The sequence below is a fragment of the Flavobacterium sp. N502536 genome, from assembly GCF_025947345.1.
GTDB lineage: Bacteria > Bacteroidota > Bacteroidia > Flavobacteriales > Flavobacteriaceae > Flavobacterium.
The window spans coordinates 3,456,637-3,481,975 of the sequence record NZ_CP110011.1 but is presented as its reverse complement, the minus strand read 5'-3'; the positions used below and the strand labels follow the sequence as shown (position 1 = coordinate 3,481,975).

The following is a 25,339-nucleotide window of genomic DNA, read 5'->3' as shown; positions in this document are numbered from 1 at the left end:
TTACTCCTTACCAGCTTCGATACTTATGTCCTTTTACTGCATAAAAAAGAATCATTACATACGATGGTAACAGCATTAAATACGCAATTTGATTTCCGCTTTTTGAAACTCCAACGGTACCATTTGCAATATTTGACGCATTTATATTTTCTGTGATTATTCCGTAGAACAAAGGAAAAATTGCTCCTCCAATAATTCCCATAATCAATATTGCACTTCCAATTTTGGTATAACCTCCTAAATCCTCTAATGCCATTGGCCAAATTGCCGGCCAGCAAAGTGCATTTGCCAGACCCAACAACGCTACCAAAAGAATCACCACCGGCAGACTTGGAATTCCAGGCAGCTGAATCATAATTTTTGGTGAAATCAAAACGATTGCCAATACTAAAATTATACCCAAAACTCCTGAGCCTTTCAAGGCCGTTACCTGCGAAAGGTATTTTGGAATTAATGTAATCCCCAGTATATACCCCACAACCATTGCCGACATGGTAAACGAGGTTAATTTTAAATAAAAATTCCCTTCGCTTCCATATACGCCCAGTTCTTTTCCGAATCCTCCAATAGAATCTCCGGCTAAAACTTCTGCCGCTAAATACAGCATCAAAGTGATTACTCCTAAAACCAATTGCGGACGTCTGAAGGCATTTCTGATTTGCTTAAAAATACTCAAATGCGCCACATTTCCTTCTTCATCTAAATCAATTTCCGGAAGCGGAGACAGTTTTACCAAAAATGCTAAAACCATTATAATCAATCCCATATAAAGATAGGGTCTTTGCAATTGTAATGCAAGAGAATTTAAAGCATTTGTTTTGGAAACAGTATCCAAAAGCGCAATTTTATCTGCCGTAAACTCCTGCATGTTTGACAATACCAAAGCCGTTAAGATCAATGGCGCAACAAAACCTGCCAGTTTATTTGCAATTCCCAGTACGCTAATTCTGGCTGCTGCACTTTCTCTTGGGCCAATCACTACCACATACGGATTCGAAGCCGTCTGCAAAATAGCCAAGCCCGTTCCCATGATAAATAAGGCAATTAAAAACAATATAAAAGTTCGGCTTTCGGCGGCCGGATAAAACATAAATGCTCCGGCTGCAATGATTAATAATCCTAAAGAAATACCATTTTTATAGCCTACCTTTTCAATTACCCAGGATGATGGAACTGCCATTACAAAATAGGCAATATAAAAAGCAAAAGTTACAAAATAAGCCTGAGAAGAAGACAACTCGCACGCTAATTCGAAAAAAGGAATTAAAGGTCCGTTTAACCAGGTGACAAATCCCAATATAAAAAATAATGCGGTCAGGATAATCATCGGAATGATCGAACTCCTCTTTTCTATAGGTATTGCAGTCTCAATTTTTGACATAATTTTATTGGTTGATAGTTAATAGATTAGTTGTTTTATCCATCTAAAATAACACCAACACTTTTTGCAAATATATTGCAATTTAAACACTTTTCAGTGCGTATTTTTTGCAATTTTAAAACAAAAGTAGTTTAATAAGTTATACTTATCTGTAAATTAGATATCAATTTTTTGTTAATTTTTTTTAAGCGTCCCAGTCTAAAACCGGATAATGCTGCTTTAAATATTCCTTTACATCGGCAATATCTTCTTTAGCAGTCAGATCCGGAACATGTTCTGAAAATGGGATCCCTATTGTGGTATTTGGGTTTTCTTTTACGGCATTTAATAATACTGTAGGCAGCTCTTTTTCGTCGCGCTCAGGATGAACAGGACAATTTTTTAAGTGTGTGTATAAAGTACTTCCGTTGAATTTAAAAGCATTCATACTCACTCTTATTTTCCCCTCAACGTCTTTATAATCCGCTAAAACATCGGCCGAAGGTTTTTCTAAAATATCCAGCAACTGATTGTTCTGATCCAATTTAGCAATGGCAAATCGGGAAATTCTTTCAGACGGAAATTCCAAAGCCTCACGATCGTAAGCAATAAAAGCGTTTGGACTATTGGTTTCTCTAAGCGCCAATAAAGCAGCAGCTGAGTACAAGTTATCACTGTTACAAACTGAATATTGCTGTGTGTTTAATTCCGGAAACTGCTCTACCGCCTGAAACAACGCATCAGCAGTACCAAATGGCTTCACTCTTCCTTCGGGAATGTACTGAACCGCAAATGAAATGTTGAGTCCGTGAAAATCATTATCGGTGTCACGGCTTCCGTAAAACTCTTTAAACAGCTCTCCCTGCTCTCCAATGATAATGTAGATGTTTTTATATCCTGCTTTTTTAGCGTTGAGCAAAAGATAATCCAACAAAGGTCTTCCGCTTGCTCCAACTCCTATTAAGCCTTTACTTCTTTCATTTGCCTGCGCGATTTCTTCTGCAGTTAAATTATCTGAAATGGCTTCTTTTTTCATACGGGAAGATGCTCCACCCGCAAGAATAACTAAATTGTTATGCATATTTATATATTTTTCATTTTGAATTTCCTTAAATCTATTGGTTTAGAATTGTTTCAGGTTTCAGGTTTCGGGTTTCAAGTTTCAAGTTTCAAGTTCACAAAAACCACAACTCACATCTTACAACCCACATCTCACAACTTAAATTTCAACATTTTCAATAACCCTGACACCAGGATCAACAGACACCGCGTAAGCTTCCTGAGCTCCCGCATTTAGAATGGCTTCAATAACCAAATCTTCTTTCTCTGGATTTGCTATGACCACAATACTTCCGCCACCACCTGAACCTACAATTTTTGCTCCGTAGGCACCAGCGCGCAAAGCCGCATTGATCATAGCGTCAATTCGCGGTACAGTAACTTTTAATAAATCGCGCAAAACTTCGTGATGAAGATTCATCAGTGCACCAATTTTCTTAAGGTCTAAAACGGGTTTTTCAAACTCTTTTAAAGCTTCTTTGGTATAGTGATAATTTTTCAAGGCTGCTTCGAAGAAAGGAATCAATCGGTCTGGCAGGCAATTTCGATAGCGGTCCAGATCTTCTATTTCGGAAGCATTCAGATCAAAATCAGGGAAATTTTGCTTTACAATATCAATTGACATTAAAGCATTTCCTTTTAACTCTCCCAGCAAACCGATAGTTTCTTTTGGAACTCCCGAAACTCCGGTAACAAGGCCTTTCAGGTTCGTTCCTATTATTTTATACGAAAAAGGATCTTTGGTATTAATGTAAACGATATTCCCCACTCCGATGCTAAAATGATCCATCATTCCGCCCGGTTCTCCGTGTTCTAAAACTTCCGATTCGTACCCTAATTTGGAAATAAACTCAGGAGTAACTTCACGATCAATTCCAAAGGCATCGATTAAAAAACGAATCCACGCCATCAATAAAGCAGAAGAACTCGACGTTCCTGAGTTTATTGGAATATCTCCTGTAATGATAATGTCGTAGCCAACATTAGGCACACAGCCATATCTTCGCAATACCCGTAAGGACGAAGCAAAATAATCTCTGGGCTCTAATTTGTCGAAAGTAGCATCGATATCAATGATACGAATCTCATTAATATCAATCATATTTAAAACAAATGTCTGGGTTAGATTTTGTTCGGCAGATAGTTGTATATTTCGATCGATTGCACAGGCGATAACCGGCAATCCTAAATAATCCTGATGGTCTCCGAAGAGGCAGGTTCTGCCCGGGGCTAATGAAGTAATTTTTTTCACTTAAAAATTTTATAATAAAGCCTTGTAAAACAATAATTTACAACGCAAATTGGTTAAGGATTTATTTGATTCTTTTGATTTTGATTCTACGAAACTAGAGATTATATTTTTATAAAACAAGAAAAAAAAGAAAAATGTGCTCGAACACACCATTAAAATGTTCTCGAGCACACTAATTAATTCTTACAGGATTTTAAAAAAATTAAATCAAAGTTTCTATATTTGCCTATATGGATAAAAAGTACACCATTAAGGATATAGCAAAAATGGCGGGAGTTTCTAAAGGAACTGTCGACAGGGTTTTGCACAACAGAGGAAAAGTTTCTCCTACGGCCTTAGACAAAATAAATGAAGTTCTGAACGTCATCAATTATGAGCCGAATTTAATAGCACGAAATTTAAAAAACACCAAGGTTTACAGAATCTGTGTTTTACTTCCCGATCCTGAAATTGATCCTTACTGGCTTCCCTGTGTAAACGGAATTCAGGATGCGATCACCGAATTTAAAGCGTACAGTGTTATTATTGAAACACACTTTTTTAATCCGGAAAGCACCAAATCATTTTTAAATACCAACGAAACCATTATCAAAAAATCGCCTGATGCTGTTTTGATTGCCCCTTTATTCCACAAAGAAACAGTGGGGATCGTAAAACAATACGATGATTTGAACATCATGGTGAATACGTTTAACAACCAGATCGAAGGCGAATCTATAAAAAGTTTTGTTGGACAGGATTTACATAAAAGTGGTCGTGTGGCTGCCAGTTTAATGAATCTGATTTTAACAGAAGGCCAGATTGCCATCATCCATATTGACGAAAGCCTTAAAAACGCCGTGCACATGCAGGAAAAGGAAAAGGGTTTCAGAAGTTATTTTGACGAGAAAAAGATCCGCAGCTTTTCACTGACTACTCTAAAATTAAAACATCCGAATGTTGAAACTAAGTTTTCAGCCTTTTTAGACGAAAATCCAAATCTGAAAGGAATTTTCATCACCACCTCAAAAGCATATCAAATCGCCTCTATTTTGTCTGCTGTACCCAACAAAAAGATCGCAATCATTGGTTATGATTTAGTAGCGAAAAATGTCAATTTCTTAAATCAGGGACTGGTTCATTTTTTAATTCATCAGAATCAAAAAAGACAAGCTTATTTGGGTGTTAGTACTTTGGTGGAGCACTTTTTATTCCGAAAAGATATTCCGGAAACCATTTTATTGCCAATCGATATTATCAACGTGGAGAATGCTTCTTTTTACGTTTCTTAATTTTTATCCACAGAATTGCCACTAAGACACTAAAACGCAACGATTTTTTGTTTTTTTTTGTCATTTCGACCGAAGGGAGACTCGAGCGATAGCGAACAGGCGAAGCAAATCACGCATGAAGCTCGACAAAGATTGGCGATTTTAGGAACGGGGTTTCTTTTGCGATTTGCTTCGCCTGTTCGCTATCGCTCGAGTCTCCCTTCGGTCGAAATGACAAAGGGTCCTTTTCTTAAAAATTCAAATTAAGCTTTACATCACTCACACACCCCAATACCTACAATCCACATTTCATAGATTTAGGTGGATTTTTTTTCTCGCAGATCTGGCAGATTTCGCAGATATTTTTCACCCTAAAAAAATTCGTGTTAATCCGTGTCTTCGCAAAGCGAATCAGCGTCATCCGTGGCCCCTATCCAACATCACTCACACACCACAATGTCCATAATCCACATTTCACAGATTTAAATAGTTTTTTTTTCTCGCAGATCTGGCTGATTCCGCAGATATTTTTCAACCTAAAAAAATCCGTATTAATCCGCGTCTTCGCAAAGCGAATCAGCGTCATCCGTGGACCCTATCCCCACATCGCTTACACGCCCAATGTACACAATCTACATTTTACAGATTTAGGTAGATTTTTTTTCTCGCAGATCTAGCAGATTTCGCAGATATTTTTCAACCTAAAAAAATCCGTGTTAATCCGTGTCTTCGCAAAGCGAATCAGCGTCATCCGTGGCACCTATCCCACATCGTTTACACGTCCAATGTACACAATCTACATTTTACAGATTTAGGTAGATTTTTTTTCTCGCAGATCTGGCAGATTTCGCAGATATTTTTCAACCTAAAAAAATCCGTGTTAATCCGCGTCTTCGCAAAGCGAATCAGCGTCATCCGTGGCCTCTATCGCACATCGCTTACACTCCACAATGTCCACAATCCACAATCCACATTTCACATTTCACATTTCACATTTCACAAGAAACATTTCACTCCATCAAAATAAACTTCCCAAAAGAAGAAGCAATATGAAAATTAGGTGTTTCGGTATTGGGATTTACCCACGAAATCCAGGTGGGCTCGTATTCGTCATTTGTATTCTTATCAAACTTAGCTCTAAAAACACCCGCTTCAATAGTGTTGTTCTGTATTAAATTCAACTGTTTTAACGATTGAATACTGATTCGTCCTTCAACAGTAAAAGAAATTTCATCCTTTGACGTCGTGATCTCTAAATCATTTTTAGGCCAATTCCAATCAAAATCAAAGTCCTTACCGGGACGGGCTTTAAAATCCATTACACGCCCTGCTGTATCGATTTCCAAACAATAATACGGATCTAAAGACGCATTGATTCTAAAAAACAATTCTACCCGGTCAGAATTTCCTATACTGTCAATACTATCGTCTTTTTGATCCAGGTGAATATGGGTATCAAACACTCTGAATTTAAAAAAAAGATTTTCACGATCCCAAAAGGCACTGAATGCTATTTTTGAAAAGGGGTCACTGTTCCATGCCGAGCAAAAATCAGTAAGTTCATTTGCTTTTTCCCAAAATGAGACAACGGGATTTTCTATAGCTATTTTCTGATTCTCATTTCGTAAAACTACCTGATATTCTTTCACAATGTTTGGCTTTAAATATTTGTTAATTTTTTTAACATTTCAAATTCTGAAGACCGCTTCAGACGGAGGGTATTTTTTGCTTTTTTTCGGATTACGAAAATAGGTTAAAATCGGATAAAAGAAAACAGGATACTTTTCTGAATATAATGCATGAGAACAGCCTTTCTCTCCTTCAAAAAATCAAACCTATCAATAATAATTATTCATTAATTTTAACACAAATACGATAATTAACGCAACTATTTTCTATTTAACACTAAAATACTTCAAAATAGAACTAACGTTTTTCTTCTCATTAATTCCACAATAATCATACGAATTTAAGTAAAAAAATGTGTTTTACTTAAAAAAATGTGCTCGAGAACATTAATTACGTGTGTTCGAGCACATTTTTAGTGTTTTTTCTTGTTTTATAAAAATATAATCTATAGCTTCGTTTCATAATAATCTTAAAAACAAGTTAATTATATGATTTTTAATGGTTTTAAATTGTTCAAAAAAACAGAAAAACCAAAAGAAATAGCCCCATACAAAAAGATTAAAATAGAACGGCAATTGTTTTTTAGCCATTTCGTCAGAAGATAAATTACTCCCAAAAAAAGTTATCTCATAAAAAAAGAAGTCCAAAACTTACAAACGAAAAAAACAAATAAACATTAACCAAACCCAATTTTTAAGTATGAAATTATTAACCCAAAAAAGCCCCGGAGATTTTAGGCTAAAAGATCTTACCGGTACAGAGATTAAACTCACACTTTTTTTAGTATTCGTTTTTACTGTTCAGGTTTCAGCGACCTCAACTGTAAAAATAAATCGCAGAAATGATATTGCATTCGTTTTTGAAAAAACAGTGAAGGGTAAAGTGACAGATCAAAACGGACTTCCAATAGCCGGAGCAAATGTTGTTGTAAAAGGAAGTCGTACCGGAGTACAAACAGATGCAGACGGAAGTTTTGCTATTACTGTTGCTGATAATGTGACCAAACTAATCGTTTCCTACATTGGTATGGAAGATCAGGAAATAACTATTGGAACCTCACCTATAAAAGTCGTTATGAAAGAGGTAGGCCAAAAATTAGAAGAAATAGTTATAGGATATGGAAAAGCCAAGAAAAAAGACCTTACCGGTTCTGTAAGTTCTATTGGCAAAGACAATTTAAATTTAGGCGGAACCATTACCAACGTTGGCCAGGCCTTACAAGGTCGTGCTTCAGGCGTTCAGGTACAGCAAAACAGTTATGCTCCTGGGACAAATCCTTCCATTGTTATTAGGGGTGGAAACTCTCTTAACAACTCTAATTCTCCTTTGTATGTGGTAGACGGTTTCATCACCAATACCGGAGCCTCGATAAGTCCAAATGATATTGAGAACATTCAGATCTTAAAAGATGCTTCTTCTACTGCTATTTATGGTTCGAGAGGTGCTAATGGGGTTATCCTGATTACCACCAAAAAAGGAAAGTTAGGAAAAATGCAGATCGAAGCTGAAATCTCAGATGGTTTTCAAAACATCATTAAGGAACCTTCACTTATCAACGGACAGCAATATGCCGATATTCAAAATGCAATCGCAAAGGAAAATGGCCGACCGCCCGTTTTTTCTTCCGATTTCCCTGTCGCCAATACCAACTGGTTTAAGGCCGCAACACGTCCCGGAGAAGTAATAAACAGAACCATTACCTTTAGTGGAAGTGATAAAACGTCTAAATTTTTTCTTTCAGGAAACTACCTCAAACAAACCGGAGCTATCGAAAATACTGATTTTAAAAGATACAGTGTGAGAATGGGTGGCGAAAAAAGATTTAATGACCGATTAAATGTAGGTACTAACATTTATGGAGCTGCCAGCGAAGGAAACAACAGCGATTTTGGAGATAACATTTTATCGCCAATGTTTTCGATCCAGACTGCTCCACCAACCATTCCGATTTACAATCCTGATGGATCTTATTACAAATTTCAGGGAAAAGATAATGCTTTAGCCCTTTTATTAGAGCCAACCGATCATATCATCAACAGATTGGTTAACGGGAATATGTTTTTGGATTATGAGATCATTAAAGGACTGACCTATCATTTTGGAGCCGGTGCCGAATGGCAGGAAAACATCGAGGGAAAATATACCCCAAGAACACTGGTGGCCGGAGCGGCTTTGAAGGGATCCGGTTCTGAGGAAAACAAAACCTATTTTAGATGGAGTACCGATCAATATCTGACTTATAAATTCAATATAAACGAACACTCTATAAGTGCCATGATCGGAACTTCTAATCAAAAAGACACTTATGAATTTTTAAAAGCGGCAGGTACGGGCTTTTCTAACGATGTGTTAACCTATCACAACCTTGACGCTGCAGCGGTTTATTTGAAACCCGAAACAGAAAAAATCGAAACAAAGCTAACTTCTTATTTCGGAAGGCTAAATTATTCTTTTAACGATCGATACCTTGCTGCTTTTACCTTAAGAAGGGACGGCTCATCTCGTTTTGGAAGTAATAATTCCTATGGTACTTTCCCATCGGGAGCCGTAGCGTGGAAAATATCGAACGAGTCTTTTATGCAAAACTCCAAAACGATCTCCGATCTTAAATTGAGAGTGAGTTATGGTGTTACGGGGGCAGATGGTATTGGAGATTATGCTTTCATGCCTACCTTAAAAGCCTGGGGAGTAACGATTGGAGATGGAAATTTTTCTAATGGTACTGAACCTGCCAACTTATCCAACAAAGATTTAAAATGGGAACAAACTACTCAGACCGATATTGGTTTAGATATGGGCCTTTTTAATGATAGAATAACGGCCACAATTGATGTCTATAGAAAAAGAACTACCGATGCACTTCTTAGAGTTCCAATTGGTGGCTGGTGGGGCTTTAATACGCAGACCATTAATTCGGGAGTTATTGACAATAGAGGTATCGAACTGGGCATTACCAGTACCAATTTCAGAAACGATAATTTCTTGTGGACTACCTCTTTAAACCTTGCTTACAACAAACAGGAAGTAGTTTCACTTGCCGATAATGTTGCCATTATCACCCAAAACACCTCTAACCCAAGCGGAACGGTTTCGGGACGAGAATTTACAAGACTGGAACCGGGCAAAGAAATGGGGTTACTCTATGGTTTTAAATATGCCGGAGTTATCAAAACAGGAGAAGTATATGCTCCGCAGCCCCTGTCTAAACCGGGAGATCCAAAATACGAGGATTTAGATGGCGATGGTGCAATAACAGTGGCAGACAGGGCTTATTTAGGAAATTCTACTCCGCACTACACTGTTGGTTTCAATAATGACTTTAAAATAGGAAACTTCGATTTGAACATCTTTTTTCAGGGCGCTTTTGATTATTCGGTTTACAACATGACCAAAATGGTTGGAGAATCAACCACTAGTACCGATGCATTAAACCGATGGGTGGCAGGTACCAATGAAAATACGGATATTCCAAGAGACGGTTATTACAAAAGTACTTACGGAAGTTATGTCAATTCAAAATTTGTCGAAGAGGCTTCTTACCTGCGTCTAAAAAATCTTTCGATCGGATACTCTATTCCCGAAAGTGTTTTAAAACCGGTTAAATTCATAGACAATATCAGAGTGTATGCTATTGGGCAGAACCTGCTGACGATTACAAAATATTCCGGAAATGATCCTGAGGTAAACGGACATTACACTAACGATACTACCAAACAGAACTTAGGAGGAGGAATTGATTTTAATTCATTCCCGGCTTCACGAACCATCATTCTGGGTATTAAGGTTGCCATTCATTAGTCGCAAAGCTTTTTTAGTAACATAAAATTTATTAAAATGAAAAAATATACAATTATATTCCTCTTACTGACTGCCGGGTTGCAATTTTCATGCAATGAGGATCTTGATCCTACCGTGTATAGCAGTTTGACCGATACGAATGGATTTCAAACCAAATCGGATGCTATTGCTTCTATTAATTCCATTTACGGAAGACTAAAAGGCCCTTCTGTGGGAGATAACTTTTCGTATTGGGCAACACGACATTTTGCTTTAACCGATATTGCCACAGATTTAGGGCATTGCCAATACGGCGGTGATCCCGGACAATTGTCTCTGGGACTCTGGAATTCTGCTAATGGTTTGCTTCTCGAAGACTGGAATGCCATGTACAAACTGGTGGCCAACGCTAATTTTGCTATTTTTAATATTACCAAAATGAGCGGGATCACTGACGCAGAACGAACCCAGTTTATAGCCGAGGCCAAATTTTTAAGAGCTTCTGCTTACATGGATTTAACAGATGCATGGGGACCTGTTATTCTGGTAACAGAAGCCAACTTAGACAATCCAAACTATTTGGAACAAACACCACCCTCCTCTGTTGAAACTATAGAAGCGCTTCTAATCAAAGATTTGAATGATGTCGCCGCCGTTTTACCGGTCAACTATAAGAAAAATGCAATTTATGAGAGTAATGACGTAGGACGTGCTACAAAAGGTGCTGCCTTAACCTTATTAGCAAAATTGTATTTGCGAAATCACGACTGGCAAAAAGTAGCCTCACTTACACAACAAGTCATGAACCTCAACGAATACAGCCTTTTCCCTTCCTATTTGGGATTGTTTAAAGAAAGTAACAAATGGTGCAGTGAAAACATCTTTTCTTCTCTTAGTGATGCCAATGTAAACGGAACCGAACTACTGAACCACTTTGGCCCGATAGACCATCCGGTTGTCGAAAACAGATGGCAGTACTATACCGTAAACTGGGATTTTTACAACACTTTTGGCGATGAAGACGATCGAAAAAAATGTTTCTTCCCGGAGTTTATGGGAACTGATAAATTGCTGCACAAACAAGCGCCTTCTTTAGGAGCCCAGCCCCCAAAAGGAGTATTCTATATGCCCGATGTATCGACCAGAAAATATGCCGACGATGAAACCACTACTTATTATGACGGTCACAGCGTAAACATATTGCGTTATGCAGATGTGCTGTTAAGCAGAGCCGAAGCCTTAAACGAGATAAGCGGTCCAACTGCAGAAGCTATAGACCTTATCAATCTGGTAAAAGGAAGATCGCATGCCAAACTGCTGGTTTTATCCGATTACAATAAATCTACTTTGAGAGATGCTATTTTACAGGAAAGAGGCTGGGAATTATTTTATGAAGGAAAACGTCGTCAGGACTTAATTCGAATGAATAAATTTGATGTACTGGTAAACGCCTATCATGTAAGAGTTGGAGAAACCGCACCAATCGTCATGCCGAAAAACAAATATTATACCTATCCGCAAACTCAGGTGGACCTAAACCCTAACCTGAGCAACGCCGACAGACAATAATAGAAATCAGATCAGGAACAGCGGGTTTTAAAATACCCGACTGTTCCTGATTTTTAATTATAAACAGTAGATCTTATCTGTTTCATAAAAGAAGCCTTTCAGATGATTAAAAATGTAATAGCAAAAGGAGTTTTTATTTGGATCCTGCTTATTCTGGTAAGCTGTTCTAAAAATCAGGTCAATCCGATCAAAAACATCACTATTGGCACTCATGGCAACAACGAATTGAAAATTCAAATCGATGTCACTACGAATGAAAATGTTCAGGTTTATGCAGAATACTGGCCGGATCAAAAAGGAATAAAAAATAAAATAACTTCTCCAATTTCAAAAGCAGGCCGCTCCCATTCTTTGGTGCTTTGCAACATTACTCCTGAAACCCATTATAGTTTTCAATTGATAACACTAAATGGCCCCGAAAAAGACACTAGCAAAGTATATACCTTCAAATCCCGAAAATTACCGGAATGGCTGCAGAAACAATTCAAAGCAAACTGTCCGAAACCTGAACTGGTACCGGAAAATTTCAAAAAAGGATTTATGCTTTTGGCCAAAAGAGAAACACCGGGCGTTGCTTATATTGTAGATTATAAAGGCAATTTAAGATGGTATCATACTGTTGAAGGAACAGGTTTTAAAGTAACCCATTTTACCAAAGAACAAAGTATTATTGCTATCCTGGGGAAAAATGATGAGCCTACAAGTTATGGAAGTGAGATACTCGAAATCAACTTACAAGGCGATACCCTAACCCATATCAAAAAAGGGCAGGGCGATCTGAAACAGGTGATTCATCATGAGATCATCAAAAAATCGACTAACGAAATTGTGACCTTATTTGTAGACACCCGAATAACCGATTTAAGATCCATTGGAGGAAAACAAAAAGACACGATTAATGGCGATGGGATTCTGATTCTGGATAAAAAAGGAAAACAACTTTGGAAATGGAGTGTTTTTGATGATTTGGATCCAATGAAAGACAAAAAACTACTCCAAACCAAAAAAGACTGGATGCACGCCAACAGTTTAAATTATGATAAAGACGGAAATTTTCTGATCTCTTTTTACAACAACGGTCAAATCTGGAAAATAAATGCCAAAACCGGAAAAGTGATCTGGAAACTAGGAAGAGGCGGAAATCTAAACCTGTCCAAAGACATCGATTTCTCTCAGGCACATGCCGCACATATCAATCCCGAAGGCAGTCTGATGTTTTTTGATAATGGAGTCGACAAAAAACAATCTTCTGTTTTTGCCCTCAAAGTAGATGAAAAAGCTAAAACCGTAAAACTGGATTTCCACATACAATTGCCAAAAGATATTTACAACGACCGAATGGGAAGTGCCTATATGATTGATAAAGAAACCATTTTGGCCTGCTGCTCCAAAAGACATATTACTGTTTTGACCAATAAAAAAGGGGTTTTACTCTGGGCATTAGAATCTGAAATTCCGCCTTATCGGGTGCAATTCATTCCCGAAGAAAACTTAAAACCGTTTCTATTGAATTAAAGGCACAATCTTGTCATTTCGACGAAGGAGAAATCACATTCGCTAATCGACAAAGATTGGCTCTTTACTTTGCGGAGTTTATAGTGTGATTTCTCCCTTAGGTCGAAATGACAAAACAGGACGTATTAAAAAAATAAAAAACATGAAAAAAATAATTCTTATTGGTCTGTTTACAGCATTGCCAATTGTTGTTTTCAATTCGTGCAATACATCAAATTCACAGACATTAGCAAACAAAACCGCTGATGATGAGTCGTATATTACCATTGACACCTCAAAAATTCCGGACGATCAATTTGGAGAAGCTGTTCGTTATGGAAGAGAATTAATGCTAAAAACGGCTTATTACATTGGTCCGAATGGAATCAAAGGAAAATATTTGGGCAACAAGATGAACTGTACCAACTGTCATCAAAATGCAGGAACAAAACCTTACGCCTTCAATTTAATGTCTTCTCACGACAATTATCCGCAGTACCGCGGCCGTGAAAATAAAGTCCTGACGCTTGCCGAAAGAGTCAACAATTGTATCATGCGTCCTCATTCCGGGAAACCGCTCCCGCTCGACAGCAAAGAAATGGTCGCTTTTTTATCGTACTTCAAATGGATCAGCAAATTTGTTCCAAAAGATGGTGATTTCAAAGGAGCCAAAAACCTCGAAATTGAATTTCCGGATGTCGCTGCAAGCCCTGAAAGAGGAAAAGCACTCTTTATTGAAAATTGCGCCCGCTGCCACGGAAACAATGGCGAAGGCCAATACAATGCCGACAAATCGGGTTACACCTACCCGCCTCTATGGGGAGAATATGGTTATCAGCCCGGTTCAAGCATGCACAGAGTCATCAAACAGGCACAATGGCTAAAAAGCAATATGCCTTATGACAAAGTCACTCCCGGAAAACCTTATCTTACAGACTTGCAGGCGCTGGATATTGCCGCCTATGTAAATGATGATTCCGTACACGACAGACCCAATCCTAAAACATTCGATTATCCCAATAAAATGGGCAAACCTATTGATTATGCACACAGTCCTTTCAACGATCATTTTTCGGAACAACAACACAAATATGGCCCCTACAAACCCATAATCGCCTATTGGAAAAAAAATGGCTGGAAAGCGGTATATTAGATGTGTTTATTGTTTAATCGGTTAATTGTTTAATCGTTTAATTGTTTATGGTTTGTTGTTTGAAACCTTAACTCTAAAACATAAAACATTTGTAGTTTATCCTCTATAACCATGACTAATAACTAATAACTAACATTTCACAGATAACATCTCACATAATAAGACAATGAAAACAAACCTAAAAAACAAACCCATTTTGAGTAGACTATTGATACTGTGCCTTTTCGTTTTCAGTATTTCGTTAACTGCACAAATAAAATATTCCGACGGTAACGACAGCTGGAATCCGAACCTATTAGGAAACCATCGTGTTGCAGTAACCTTTACCGGCACCGGAGATGTTGCCAAAACCACAATCGAATGGCGCAGAAGAGACGAAAAACCCGAACTGAAAAAAATCATTGTTCAGGATGCTTCAGGCAAAACCATTGAAAACATTAAAACAACCAACATCAACAGAGAAAACGGTACTATTTTCTTTGAACCTGTTTCGGGAAAAGGAACTTATTATGTGTATTACCTACCCTACATTGACGAAGGTGATGCCAATTACCCAAAAGGTGTTTATGCCAAAGCCGAAGATAAAGCAGCTGCAAGCTGGCTTGCCAAAATCAAACCCAATCTGGCCGATAATTGTACGGTAAACGAAATTCAGAGTGTAAATGCTTTCAACAGTTTTTACCCGATGGAAGTCATTGCAACTGCGGCCGAAACGAAAGATCTTATTGCGAAAAACAGCGGCAATTCCTTTCTGGTATTCCCCGAAGACCGACTGTATTCGATCCGAATGAAAAATGATTTACCACAAAGATGGATTCAAAAAGGGGTTCAAAACACTTTTTCAGACACGGCTTTAAGAGGCGAATACCTGGCCTTTCAATTGGGCGTTTATGCTTTGCAAAATATTGACAACTTAAAAGTTACCTTTTCAAATCTGATCAGTTCTACAGGAGCCATCATCGAATCGAAATACATCAACTGTATCAATACTGACGGGACTAAATACGACGGATCGGTTTTTGCTAATACCGTTTCGGTTTCAAAAGGAAAAGTACAGGCGATGTGGTGCGGAATCGATGTTCCGCAAACTGCCGCTGCCGGAACATACAGTGGAAAAGCGATTGTAACTGCCGACGGAAAGTCGAAAGAAATTGTACTTCAGATCACCGTAAAAAATGAAATTACGCAAAACGGAGGCATCGATTTCCCTGAGAAAATGACCCGTTTAAAATGGTTGAATTCTACATTAGCACAGGAAAATACAGTCATTGCGCCTTATACCCCACTAACGGTTAAAGATTCGGAAATCTCTTTATTGGGCAGAAAATTAATTTTAGGTTCAAATGGTTTTCCTGCACAGATTCAAACCTATTTTACTCCCGAAATGACAAGTGTAGGCACAAAAGCCAATGACATTTTAAGCAGCCCGTTAGCTTTTCATTTTCTGGATGCATCAGGTAAAGAATCCCTGCAATGGAAAAACACAGGACTCCAATTTCTGAAAAAAGAAAGCGGAACTGTTTCCTGGGAAAGTGTTTCTACGTCAAAATCACTTCAAATGGAAGTAAATGCTGCCTTAGAGTTTGACGGATTTTTATCCTATACGGTGAAAATCACAGCCCTTGAAGATGTGACTTTTAACGATATTAATTTCCACATGCCTCTTCAGCCTACTTCTGCAAAATACATGATGGGATTGGGTCAAAAAGGAGGCGATCGTCCGGCTACATTCGACTGGAAATGGGACGTTGCTCATAAAAATCAGGATGGAGCATGGATTGGTAATGTAAATTCGGGATTGCAATTTTCTTTGCGTGATGAAAAATACAGTCGTCCGTTAAACACCAACTTCTATTTACAAAAACCACTATTACTGCCCACTTCCTGGGGCAATGAAAATAAAGGAGGAATCACGATTACCCCTAATCCAAAATCAGTTTTGGTCAATGCCTATAGCGGAGCCCGAAATATGAAAAAAGGCGATGTTTTGTACTATAATTTCAATTTACTCATCACTCCTTTTCATACGCTAAACACCGATTTTCAATGGGACACTAAGTTTTATCACAAATACAGCGATATCGATACTATCGCAAAAACCGGAGCAACGGTAATCAATATTCACCATGCCAACGCCATCAATCCGTACATCAACTATCCTTTCATTGAATTTAAAAAAATGAAAAGTTATATCGATGAAGCCCATGAAAAAGGATTAAAAGTGAAGATTTACAACACTGTCAGAGAGGTTTCCAACAAAGCTTACGAGACTTTTGCTTTAAGAAGTTTAGGGCATGAAATTTATTCTCCTGGTAAAGGAGGTGGATTCTCCTGGCTGCAGGAACATGTGGGAGACGATTATATTGCGGCCTGGTTTGTACCTGAAATTAAAGATGCGGCTATCGTAAACAGCGGCATGAACCGTTGGCATAACTATTATGTGGAAGGAATGAACTGGCTGACACAAAATGTGGGCATCGACGGGGTTTATCTTGATGATGTGGCTTTTGACAGAATTACGATGAAACGAATCAAAAGAGTACTTACAAAAGACGGACATCCGGGAATCATTGACCTGCACAGTGCCAATCAATACAATAAAAGTGACGGATTTAACAACAGCGCCAATTTGTATATGGAGCATTTTCCGTACATCAACAAACTGTGGTTTGGAGAATATTTTGACTACGAAAAAAACAATCCCGACTTTTTCCTGACAGAAGTAAGCGGAATCCCTTTTGGATTAATGGGTGAAATGTTACAGGACGGAGGAAATCCGTGGAGAGGAATGGTGTACGGAATGACCAACAGAATGCCATGGAGTCACAATGCCGACCCAAGACCAGTGTGGAAATTATGGGATACTTTTGGCATTAAAGGTTCGGAAATGATTGGCTACTGGAGCGAAAACTGTCCGGTAAAAACAACAAACGATAAGGTGCTGGCAACAGTTTACAAAAAAAACGGAACTGCTTTAATCTCTATCGCAAGCTGGGCTGATACCGATGTAAAAGTGAAACTGCTTATCGACTGGAAAAAATTAGGAATCAATCCGGCAAAAACAACCATAACCGCTCCCGAAGTATTGAATTTCCAACTGGCACAAACCTTTACAGTAAAAGACGAAATACCGGTGTCAAAAGGAAAAGGATGGTTGTTGATTGTGAAATAAGTGAGATGTGAAATGTAAGATGTAAGATGTAAAATGACTTCCATTTCATAACGATTATACACCTTGTTTGTCATTCCGACCGAAGGGAGAAATCACACTAGAAACTCCGCAAACTAAGTCGACAATCGTTGTCGCTCCACGTATGTGATTTCTCCCTTCGGTCGAAATGACAAGATTGCGCAAACAACAAACAACAAACAACAAACAACAAACAACAAACAACAAACAACAAACAACAAACAACAAACAATAAACAATAAACAACAAACCATAAACCATAAATAGCCCTCCACATGAAAATTAAATCTTTTCTATCCGTTTTACTTTTTGGAAGCCTGTTTGTCCATGCACAAAATAAACCCACCATAAAAGAGTACAAAAAAGTATTCACCACCTACCCTTTTTCAGATCCTGATCCGATTCCGAAACCGGATACAAAAGTGTATCCCTATTTTCGTTTTGACGGTTTTACCAATAAACCGATACAAAAAGAATGGAAAGTAATCGAGCTCGAAAATGATTATATCAAACTCATGATTCTTCCTGAAATTGGCGGAAAAGTATGGTCGGCTGTGGAGAAATCAACCGGGAAAGACTTTATTTACAACAATCATGTGATCAAATTCAGGGATATCGCCATGCGCGGCCCCTGGACAAGCGGTGGTGTTGAGGGCAATTATGGCATCATCGGACACACGCCTAACTGTGCTACCCCTGTTGATTATGTCACCATTACCCGTGCAGACGGAAGTGTAAGCTGTGTGATTGGGGTGTTGGATCTGCTCACGCGGACGTCGTGGAAACTAGACATCAATTTACCCAAAGACAAAGCCTATTTTACCACAAATTCCTTCTGGTTCAATTCAACCGAAACCGAGCAGCCTTACTATACCTGGATGAATACCGGAATAAAAGCCTCTGAAAGTTTGCAGTTTATTTACCCCGGGCAAAGTTATATCGGACATAATGGCGAGCACAATTCGTGGCCCATTGACAAAGAAAACGGCAAAGACCTGTCGTACTATAAAAACAACGATTTTGGCGGTTACAAATCCTATCATGTCTTTGGCAAATACGACGATTTCTTTGGCGGTTATTACCATGATGAAGATTTTGGAATGGGCCGATATGGCAATCACGATGACAAACCCGGCAAGAAAATATGGATTTGGGGACTGTCACAGCAAGGAATGATCTGGGAAAAATTACTAACGGATACCGACGGTCAATATGTAGAAGTTCAAAGCGGAAGGCTCTTCAATCAGGCAAGTGAAGGTAGTAATTTAACCCCTTTCAAACAGCGCTCCTTCGCTCCTTATCAAACCGATTTGTGGACAGAATACTGGTTTCCGGTAAAACAAATCAAAGGGTTCGTAAAAGCCAATAATTATGGCGCCGTAAACGTGAAAAATGAAAACGGCTGGTTGAAAATCTATTTTTCCCCGCTTCAAAAACTAAACGAAAAACTGGAAGTCTTTGACAATGGAAAAAAAATCTACTCAAAAGATATTTCCGTAAACACTTTGCAGTCCTTCAAAGATTCAATTCAGATTGCAGTTGACGAAAATAAACTTCAACTCACACTTGGCGGTACTAAACTGGTTTGGAATTCGGCTCCGGAAGAGGGTAATCTGAATCGTCCGTTGGAAACTCCAAAAGATTTCGACCACAACTCGGTATACGGATTGTACCTTCAGGGAAAAAATTACATTAGTTTTAAAGATTATGTAAAAGCGGAAGAAAAACTAACCGCCTGCCTTCAAAAAGATCCTCACTATGCTCCTGCTCTGGCTGATTTGGCGATTCTACAAATTCGTAAATTCCAATACCGTGAAGCAATCAATTCAGCCGCTAAAGCTTTAGCCATCGACACCTATCATCCCGCTGCCAATTATTATTACGGACTAGCCAACCTGCATTTGGGCAATACTACGGATGCCAAAGACGGTTTTGATCTTGCTACGGCTAGTGTTGAATTCAGAAGTTCAGGTTATACCGCTTTAAGCAAAATATACTTTACTGAAAATGATTTTGCAAAAGCAACTGAATATGCCGAAAAGAGCCTACTGAACAATCAGGGTAATTTAGAAGCGATGCAGATACTCGCAGTCTTGTACCGTCTGCAAAACAACAGAGACAAGGCAGCCGAAATGCTGAATAAAATCAATACCGCAGATCCGCTCAACCATTTTGTTGGTTTTGAAAAATACCTCTGGGAGTCTTCTGATACCTCCAAAAAACAGTTTATGGCTCTAATTCAAAACGAAATGCCACAGCAAACTTATCTTGAATTGGGAATCTGGTATCAGCAAATTGGCCGCAAAGAAGAAGCTTTAAAAGTACTTTCGTTTGCCCTTCCCAATGCTGAAATGGAGTACTGGAAGGCTTATTTGGAAAACAAAGCTGTTGATTTAAGCAAACTCCAACCCGACAATAGTTTCCCTTTCCGTGGAGAAACAGCCGAAATTCTGGAAAAACTCATCAAAACCAACCCTCAGTGGCAGTTGAAATACCATTTGGCGTTAATCGAATGGAACCGCGATAATACCTCAAAAGCTAAAGAGCTGTTTACACAATGTGCCAACCTGCCTGCTGATCCGGCTTTTTATGGAGCCAAAGCTTCGCTGTTTAAAAATGACAACCAACTGGTTTTATCCAGTCTTCAGCAAGCCATCAAACTGGATCAGCAGAGCTGGAGGTATCCTAAGCTTTTAACCGAATATTACATTGCTCAAAAACAATTTGATAAGGCCCTGGCCATCGCAGCTCCTTTCTATAAAAAACATCCTAGTAATTATGTGATGGGAATGTTGTATGCCAAAACATTGCTGCTGAACAAAAAGTACACTGCTGCCGATGCGTTCTTAACCCAGCTCGAAATCCTTCCGTTTGAAGGCGCTACAGCAGGACGACAGTTGTATCATGAGGCAAAACTGATGCAGGCTCTGGCTGAAATGAAAAACAAACAATTTAAAAAAGCGTTGCAATTTATTTCGGACGCCAAATTATGGCCGGAAAATTTAGGAGTGGGAAAACCCTATGACGAAGATATTGATGAAAGGCTGGAAAACTGGCTGAATTATCAATGTTATACCAATCTGGGTGATCCTGAAAAAGCGCAAACGGCTTTGCAAAAAATTACGGCATTTACCCCAAAGGTTGACAACACCGTTATGAATTTTCTGCCAGCCAATCAATTGATTTCGGCCTGGGCAATCGAGAAAACTTCTTCCCCATCAAAAGCACAGGACTGGCTGCAAAAACAGGCCCAATCCTATCCTGACAATAAAATTGTGCAATGGTCTCTTGAAACGTACACTAAAAAACAATCCAATATTTTAACTGAAGATGAAAAAGATGGCGAAGTCCGAATTATAGAGAAACTTTAAAATACTTTCGGGAAAATTGTATTTTCAAAATAAAAATACGAGTTTTATAGCACCTGAAATGTCAATTTAAAACGTTATCAACTCCATTTCAAGTTTAAAAACAATAATAGGGCTATCCGTGGCTAATACCAAGGTGGTAACATTAGCCACAGATTAGAAAGATTTCCACAGATTGCTTTAATAATTGCGTATAAAATCTGTGTGAATCTTCAAAATCAGTGGCAAAAAAATATTCTTGGTACGTACTAAGGACAATCATAAATAATAATCAATCAAAATAATCATTCTAAAAACCAAACAATGAACAAACACTTTTTAAAGTATTCTCTTTTCAGTCTTTTCCTTGTGGCAGGTCAAAATGCAATGGCCCAAAATAGCGATCAGACTAAAAACCCGTTATCCGTTTATCAGGTCACCCCTTTAAAAGTAAATGACCTTGTACATACCAAACTCGACGTATCCTTTGATTATGGGAAACGTTATCTCTATGGAAAAGCATGGCTTACTTTAAAGCCTCACTTTTATGAAACCGATTCGCTTAGACTGGATGCCAAAGGAATGGATTTTAAAGCAATTGCTGTTGTTGATGGTAAAAAAACAATTCCGTTAAAGTACACTTACGATAACGAACAGCTTCTTATAACCTTAAACAGAAAATATAAAAGCACCGAAAAATACACCGTTTTTATCGATTATACGGCAAAACCAGATGAGTTAAAAGTTAAAGGAAGTGCCGCAATTACCGATGCAAAAGGATTGTATTTTATAAACCCTGACGGAAAAGACAACAAACCAATTCAGATCTGGACACAGGGCGAAACGGAAGCCTCATCGGCATGGTTTCCAACCATTGATAAACCCAATCAGAAAACAACTTCTGAAATTGCCATGACCGTTGATGCCAAATACACTTCGCTATCCAACGGAAAACTAATCGCTCAGAAAGACAATAAAAATGGTACCCGTACCGATACCTGGAAAATGGAATTACCACATTCTCCTTACTTGTTTATGATGGCTGTGGGTGATTTTAAAATCTACAAAGATTCTTATAACGGAAATGAGGTAAGTTATTACCTGGAGCCGAAATACGCGCCATACGCCAAACAGATTTTTGGAAAAACTCCGGACATGATGAAGTTTTACGGCAAAATGTTAGGCGTTGAATATCCTTGGGGGAAATATGCTCAAGTTGTGGCCAGAGACTACGTTTCGGGAGCCATGGAAAACACTTCGGCTACACTGCACGGTGAACACGTACAAAAAACCGAAAGAGAATTGTTAGACGATAATCAGGAAAGTACCATTGCCCACGAACTTTTTCACCAATGGTTTGGAGATTATGTTACTGCTGAATCCTGGTCGAACTTAACCATGAACGAATCTTTTGCCACTTTTGGTGAAGTACTTTGGCACGGCCACGATGAAGGACAGGACGCCGAAGACCGCTCTCGTTATGAAAAATTACAAAACTGTCTGCGTTCTTCAAAAGACGGAGTTAGTCCGCCATTGGCACGTTTTCATTATGGAAATAAAGAAGACATGTTCGACAATATCAGCTACTCTAAAGGTTCAATCATCTTGTATGCTTTAAAAAATCAAATGGGTGATGCTGCGTTTTTCAAATCTTTAAACCAGTACCTGACCACGAATGCTTTCAAAACAGGAGAAACTCATCAATTGCGTCTGGCAATGGAAGAAGTAACCGGAAAAGACTGGAGTCCGTATTTTAACCAGTGGTATTATCAGGGAGGGAATCCGATTCTGAATATCGAGTACGGTTATGCCGATGGAAAAGCTACAATTGCTGTAAAACAAGTTCAGGAAAGCGCTGTACAAACTTTTACCCTTCCGCTAAAAGTAGATTTTTATACCAATGGAACGAAAGTCAGAAAAGATATTTTAATTGAAAAAAGAGAGCAAAATTTCAGTTTTGACCTTGCTTCAAAACCTGATTTTATTGATCTGGATCCTGACAAAATTCTGGTAGGTAAAGTAATTGACAATAAAAAAATATCCGATTACCAATATCAGTACAAAAATGTCCCTACCTTCTATAACCGGATTGAAGCGATAAAATTTGCAGCAAAAGACAAAAGTCACGAAGCACAGCTGATTCTTTTAGCAGGACTTCAAGATCAGCAAGAAGACTTAAGAACGCTTAGTATTAGAGGAATTGATCTGGGAGACAGTCAAATAAAAGAAGCTGCTCTTAAAGCCTTACTGAACATTGCCCAAAACGATAAAAAGACATATACCAGAGCTACAGCACTTATAAAACTTGCAGGAACCGGAGATACAACTTACAAGAATTTAATGATTGAAAGCGCTAAAAATCAATCTTACAATGTGGCTGCTGCCGGAATCTTTGGTTTATCAAAGTTTGCTCCGGACGAAGCAGATAAAACCTTAGCAGCCTTAGACGAAGACACTAAAAATCATATCACGCCATTGCTTAAACGATTCAACAATCAAAAATAAACAGCTGGCTGGTTTAATACCAGTGTTATTTAAAAACAACAAAGGAACAAGGTTTTATAATTAGTACTTAAAAATTTTTGTTTCCAATAGCCTCTCTGATCTAATTAGAGAGGCTTTTTTTGTTTAATGGGAGAAATCCGTTTTTTCATGTTTGGTAATTTTAATTGAACATCTTTTATAGGACAATTACATTCTTCCCAACAATTTTACTAAACTAATGATGCTTCAAAATTTAGAAAAAGACTGTAAATTGTTATTTTTAAAATAATTTAACCATTCATGACCTATTTTTTCCAGTGAGAATTGCTCAACACCTTCTAAAACATTTTCCTTGCAATTAAAATAGCTTTTTTTATCGGCAAACAGATGATTCATTGATTCTGTAAGTTTTTCTAAATAATATAAGTGTATTTATTTTGATAAAATCAAACAATAAACAAGAATAATCTTATTCATTGTTTATATTTATTTTATGCATATTCTTTTAATTTACGTCCCTTCAAATAATAATCCATACAAATAAATTTTCATTTTTTTTTCGAAATAATATTTTTTATAAGTATTTTCGTACCTTAAGTAATTTATGTTTTTTATCCAAAAAAAAAACAAATACACTTATAATCAAAACATTATACCGTAGGCAATGAAAAAGAAACTATTACAAGCAAGATTAAACAAAGGATTATCACAAGAAGAACTGGCAGACTTAATAGGAATATCCCAGTCTAATTATTCCCGACGAGAAAAGGGGCTAAAAAAGATATCCAATATCGAGTGGGTTAAAATTGCAAAATGTCTGGATGTAGCAAAAGAAGAGGTCTATGAATCTGATAATCTCAATACGATTGAGACAAACGATTCATTGAAAGCCGAATCGTTCGTAATTCCAAAATTTATCATTGAACATATAGAAATGCTGACTCAGAAAAATAAACAGCTTGAAGAAAAGTTAAAAAAATATGAGCTTTGAATTTCTTTAACGCAAAAAAATCTATCAATAAATGCTACTTATTAAACCTCAGCTTGATCTTTTACCAAATGGCACTCTGGTAACGAATTTGTCAATGGAATGATAATTTTTTTTTCTGCTTTAATTCAATCAAAAATCATTTCACAAAAAAGGTATAAAAGCGTCTCCTCTACGCTCCAAATTGAATTCATTTTTCTTCCTGTTTTTCGAAATTGTGACTTCGAAAAAATTAGCCTTTCAATTTCTAAAATCGCATTCAAAATCGCTTCTTTATCCGGCTCTTTTTTATCCGTAAACTAAAGGCCGTTTTTTACCCAAAAAACACAACTGCTCTCCGCAGAAATTAATCCTCAAAAGACAAAATCCCCCCAAGAACGCCCTTACAGAATAACAGTAGAAAACTTACTTTATTAGCAACATAAAGGGGTAGTGATTACGAAATTCACAAAATTAAACACAACTCTTTTTAATAACTTAAAAATAGAATATTTACATTTTGACAATATAAATATCGAACTATTCTTTTTTGGTCATTTTATTTTAACAAAACACTACTTTTTTAGTGTAAAAAAAACGTTTTACGCAATTTTATGTGCTCGAGAACACAAATTTTGTGTGTTCGAGCACATTTTTTGTGTTTTTTCTTGGTTAATAAAAATATAATCGATAGTTTCGTCAAGTAATAAAAACACTGAGTGGGAATAATCCTATGTTTTAAGCCTCTTTTATTCGATTCTTAAGCCATAAAAAAGAACACTTTAAATACCGATTACGACAAAAAAAT

At 37.7% G+C, this 25,339-nt stretch carries 13 protein-coding genes; 9 read left to right on the top strand and 4 right to left on the bottom strand.

The features are described 5' to 3' along the window. Nucleotides 1-7: 7 nt before the first annotated feature. The 3 genes from OLM61_RS14660 to OLM61_RS14650 all read right to left on the bottom strand — a co-directional run bounded on the left by OLM61_RS14660 (nt 8) and on the right by OLM61_RS14650 (nt 3,671). Entirely contained in the window at nt 8-1,381 is a 1,374-nt protein-coding gene (locus OLM61_RS14660; RefSeq protein ID WP_264523381.1) for a sugar MFS transporter, read from the bottom strand. 184 nt (nt 1,382-1,565) lie between these two features. Further along, entirely contained in the window at nt 1,566-2,441 is an 876-nt protein-coding gene (locus OLM61_RS14655) for a sugar phosphate nucleotidyltransferase (protein WP_264523380.1), read from the bottom strand. A gap of 138 nt (nt 2,442-2,579) precedes the next feature. Then, nucleotides 2,580-3,671, bottom strand: coding sequence for a mevalonate kinase (locus OLM61_RS14650; protein WP_264523379.1), 1,092 nt, complete (start codon nt 3,669-3,671; stop codon nt 2,580-2,582). Between the two features lie 230 nt (nt 3,672-3,901). Here OLM61_RS14650 and OLM61_RS14645 point away from each other — a divergent pair, with 230 nt between their 5' ends. Next, the gene (locus tag OLM61_RS14645) at nt 3,902-4,942 is read left to right on the top strand and encodes a LacI family DNA-binding transcriptional regulator (protein ID WP_264523378.1); all 1,041 of its coding nucleotides are present in this window, start codon (nt 3,902-3,904) and stop codon (nt 4,940-4,942) included. 989 nt (nt 4,943-5,931) lie between these two features. Here OLM61_RS14645 and OLM61_RS14640 read toward each other — a convergent pair. After that, complete coding sequence (locus OLM61_RS14640; protein ID WP_264523377.1) at nt 5,932-6,570, bottom strand: sugar-binding protein; 639 nt, start codon at nt 6,568-6,570, stop codon at nt 5,932-5,934. 679 nt (nt 6,571-7,249) lie between these two features. Between OLM61_RS14640 and OLM61_RS14635 the strand changes: the two genes are divergently transcribed. The 8 genes from OLM61_RS14635 to OLM61_RS14600 all read left to right on the top strand — a co-directional run bounded on the left by OLM61_RS14635 (nt 7,250) and on the right by OLM61_RS14600 (nt 24,555). Further along, complete coding sequence (locus OLM61_RS14635) at nt 7,250-10,348, top strand: SusC/RagA family TonB-linked outer membrane protein (RefSeq protein WP_264523376.1); 3,099 nt, start codon at nt 7,250-7,252, stop codon at nt 10,346-10,348. Nucleotides 10,349-10,384: 36 nt separating this feature from the next. After that, the gene (locus tag OLM61_RS14630) at nt 10,385-11,896 is read left to right on the top strand and encodes a RagB/SusD family nutrient uptake outer membrane protein (RefSeq protein ID WP_264523375.1); all 1,512 of its coding nucleotides are present in this window, start codon (nt 10,385-10,387) and stop codon (nt 11,894-11,896) included. A 102-nt stretch (nt 11,897-11,998) separates the two neighbouring features. Beyond that, complete coding sequence (locus tag OLM61_RS14625; protein ID WP_264523374.1) at nt 11,999-13,411, top strand: aryl-sulfate sulfotransferase; 1,413 nt, start codon at nt 11,999-12,001, stop codon at nt 13,409-13,411. Between the two features lie 142 nt (nt 13,412-13,553). Beyond that, the gene (locus OLM61_RS14620) at nt 13,554-14,543 is read left to right on the top strand and encodes a c-type cytochrome (protein ID WP_264523373.1); all 990 of its coding nucleotides are present in this window, start codon (nt 13,554-13,556) and stop codon (nt 14,541-14,543) included. A gap of 166 nt (nt 14,544-14,709) precedes the next feature. Then, the gene (locus OLM61_RS14615) at nt 14,710-17,715 is read left to right on the top strand and encodes a glycoside hydrolase domain-containing protein (protein ID WP_264523372.1); all 3,006 of its coding nucleotides are present in this window, start codon (nt 14,710-14,712) and stop codon (nt 17,713-17,715) included. Nucleotides 17,716-18,008: 293 nt separating this feature from the next. After that, on the top strand, nt 18,009-21,104 hold the full coding sequence (locus OLM61_RS14610; RefSeq protein ID WP_264523371.1) for a DUF5107 domain-containing protein: 3,096 nt from the start codon (nt 18,009-18,011) through the stop codon (nt 21,102-21,104). 300 nt (nt 21,105-21,404) lie between these two features. After that, nucleotides 21,405-23,585: a M1 family metallopeptidase gene (locus OLM61_RS14605; protein WP_264523370.1), complete on the top strand. Its 2,181-nt coding sequence runs from the start codon at nt 21,405-21,407 to the stop codon at nt 23,583-23,585. Nucleotides 23,586-24,228: 643 nt separating this feature from the next. Beyond that, nucleotides 24,229-24,555, top strand: coding sequence for a helix-turn-helix transcriptional regulator (locus tag OLM61_RS14600; RefSeq protein ID WP_264523369.1), 327 nt, complete (start codon nt 24,229-24,231; stop codon nt 24,553-24,555). The last annotated feature ends 784 nt before the right edge of the window (nt 24,556-25,339 follow it).

Excerpts from the sequence above, each read along its gene's own strand:
- OLM61_RS14660 (WP_264523381.1), bottom strand. The coding sequence starts at position 1,381 with ATGTCAAAAATTGAGACTGCAATACCTATAGAAAAGAGGAGTTCGATC.
- OLM61_RS14655 (WP_264523380.1), bottom strand. The coding sequence starts at position 2,441 with ATGCATAACAATTTAGTTATTCTTGCGGGTGGAGCATCTTCCCGTATG.
- OLM61_RS14645 (WP_264523378.1), top strand. The coding sequence starts at position 3,902 with ATGGATAAAAAGTACACCATTAAGGATATAGCAAAAATGGCGGGAGTT.
- OLM61_RS14635 (WP_264523376.1), top strand. The coding sequence starts at position 7,250 with ATGAAATTATTAACCCAAAAAAGCCCCGGAGATTTTAGGCTAAAAGAT.
- OLM61_RS14630 (WP_264523375.1), top strand. The coding sequence starts at position 10,385 with ATGAAAAAATATACAATTATATTCCTCTTACTGACTGCCGGGTTGCAA.
- OLM61_RS14625 (WP_264523374.1), top strand. The coding sequence starts at position 11,999 with ATGATTAAAAATGTAATAGCAAAAGGAGTTTTTATTTGGATCCTGCTT.
- OLM61_RS14620 (WP_264523373.1), top strand. The coding sequence starts at position 13,554 with ATGAAAAAAATAATTCTTATTGGTCTGTTTACAGCATTGCCAATTGTT.
- OLM61_RS14615 (WP_264523372.1), top strand. The coding sequence starts at position 14,710 with ATGAAAACAAACCTAAAAAACAAACCCATTTTGAGTAGACTATTGATA.
- OLM61_RS14610 (WP_264523371.1), top strand. The coding sequence starts at position 18,009 with ATGAAAATTAAATCTTTTCTATCCGTTTTACTTTTTGGAAGCCTGTTT.
- OLM61_RS14605 (WP_264523370.1), top strand. The coding sequence starts at position 21,405 with ATGAACAAACACTTTTTAAAGTATTCTCTTTTCAGTCTTTTCCTTGTG.
- OLM61_RS14600 (WP_264523369.1), top strand. The coding sequence starts at position 24,229 with ATGAAAAAGAAACTATTACAAGCAAGATTAAACAAAGGATTATCACAA.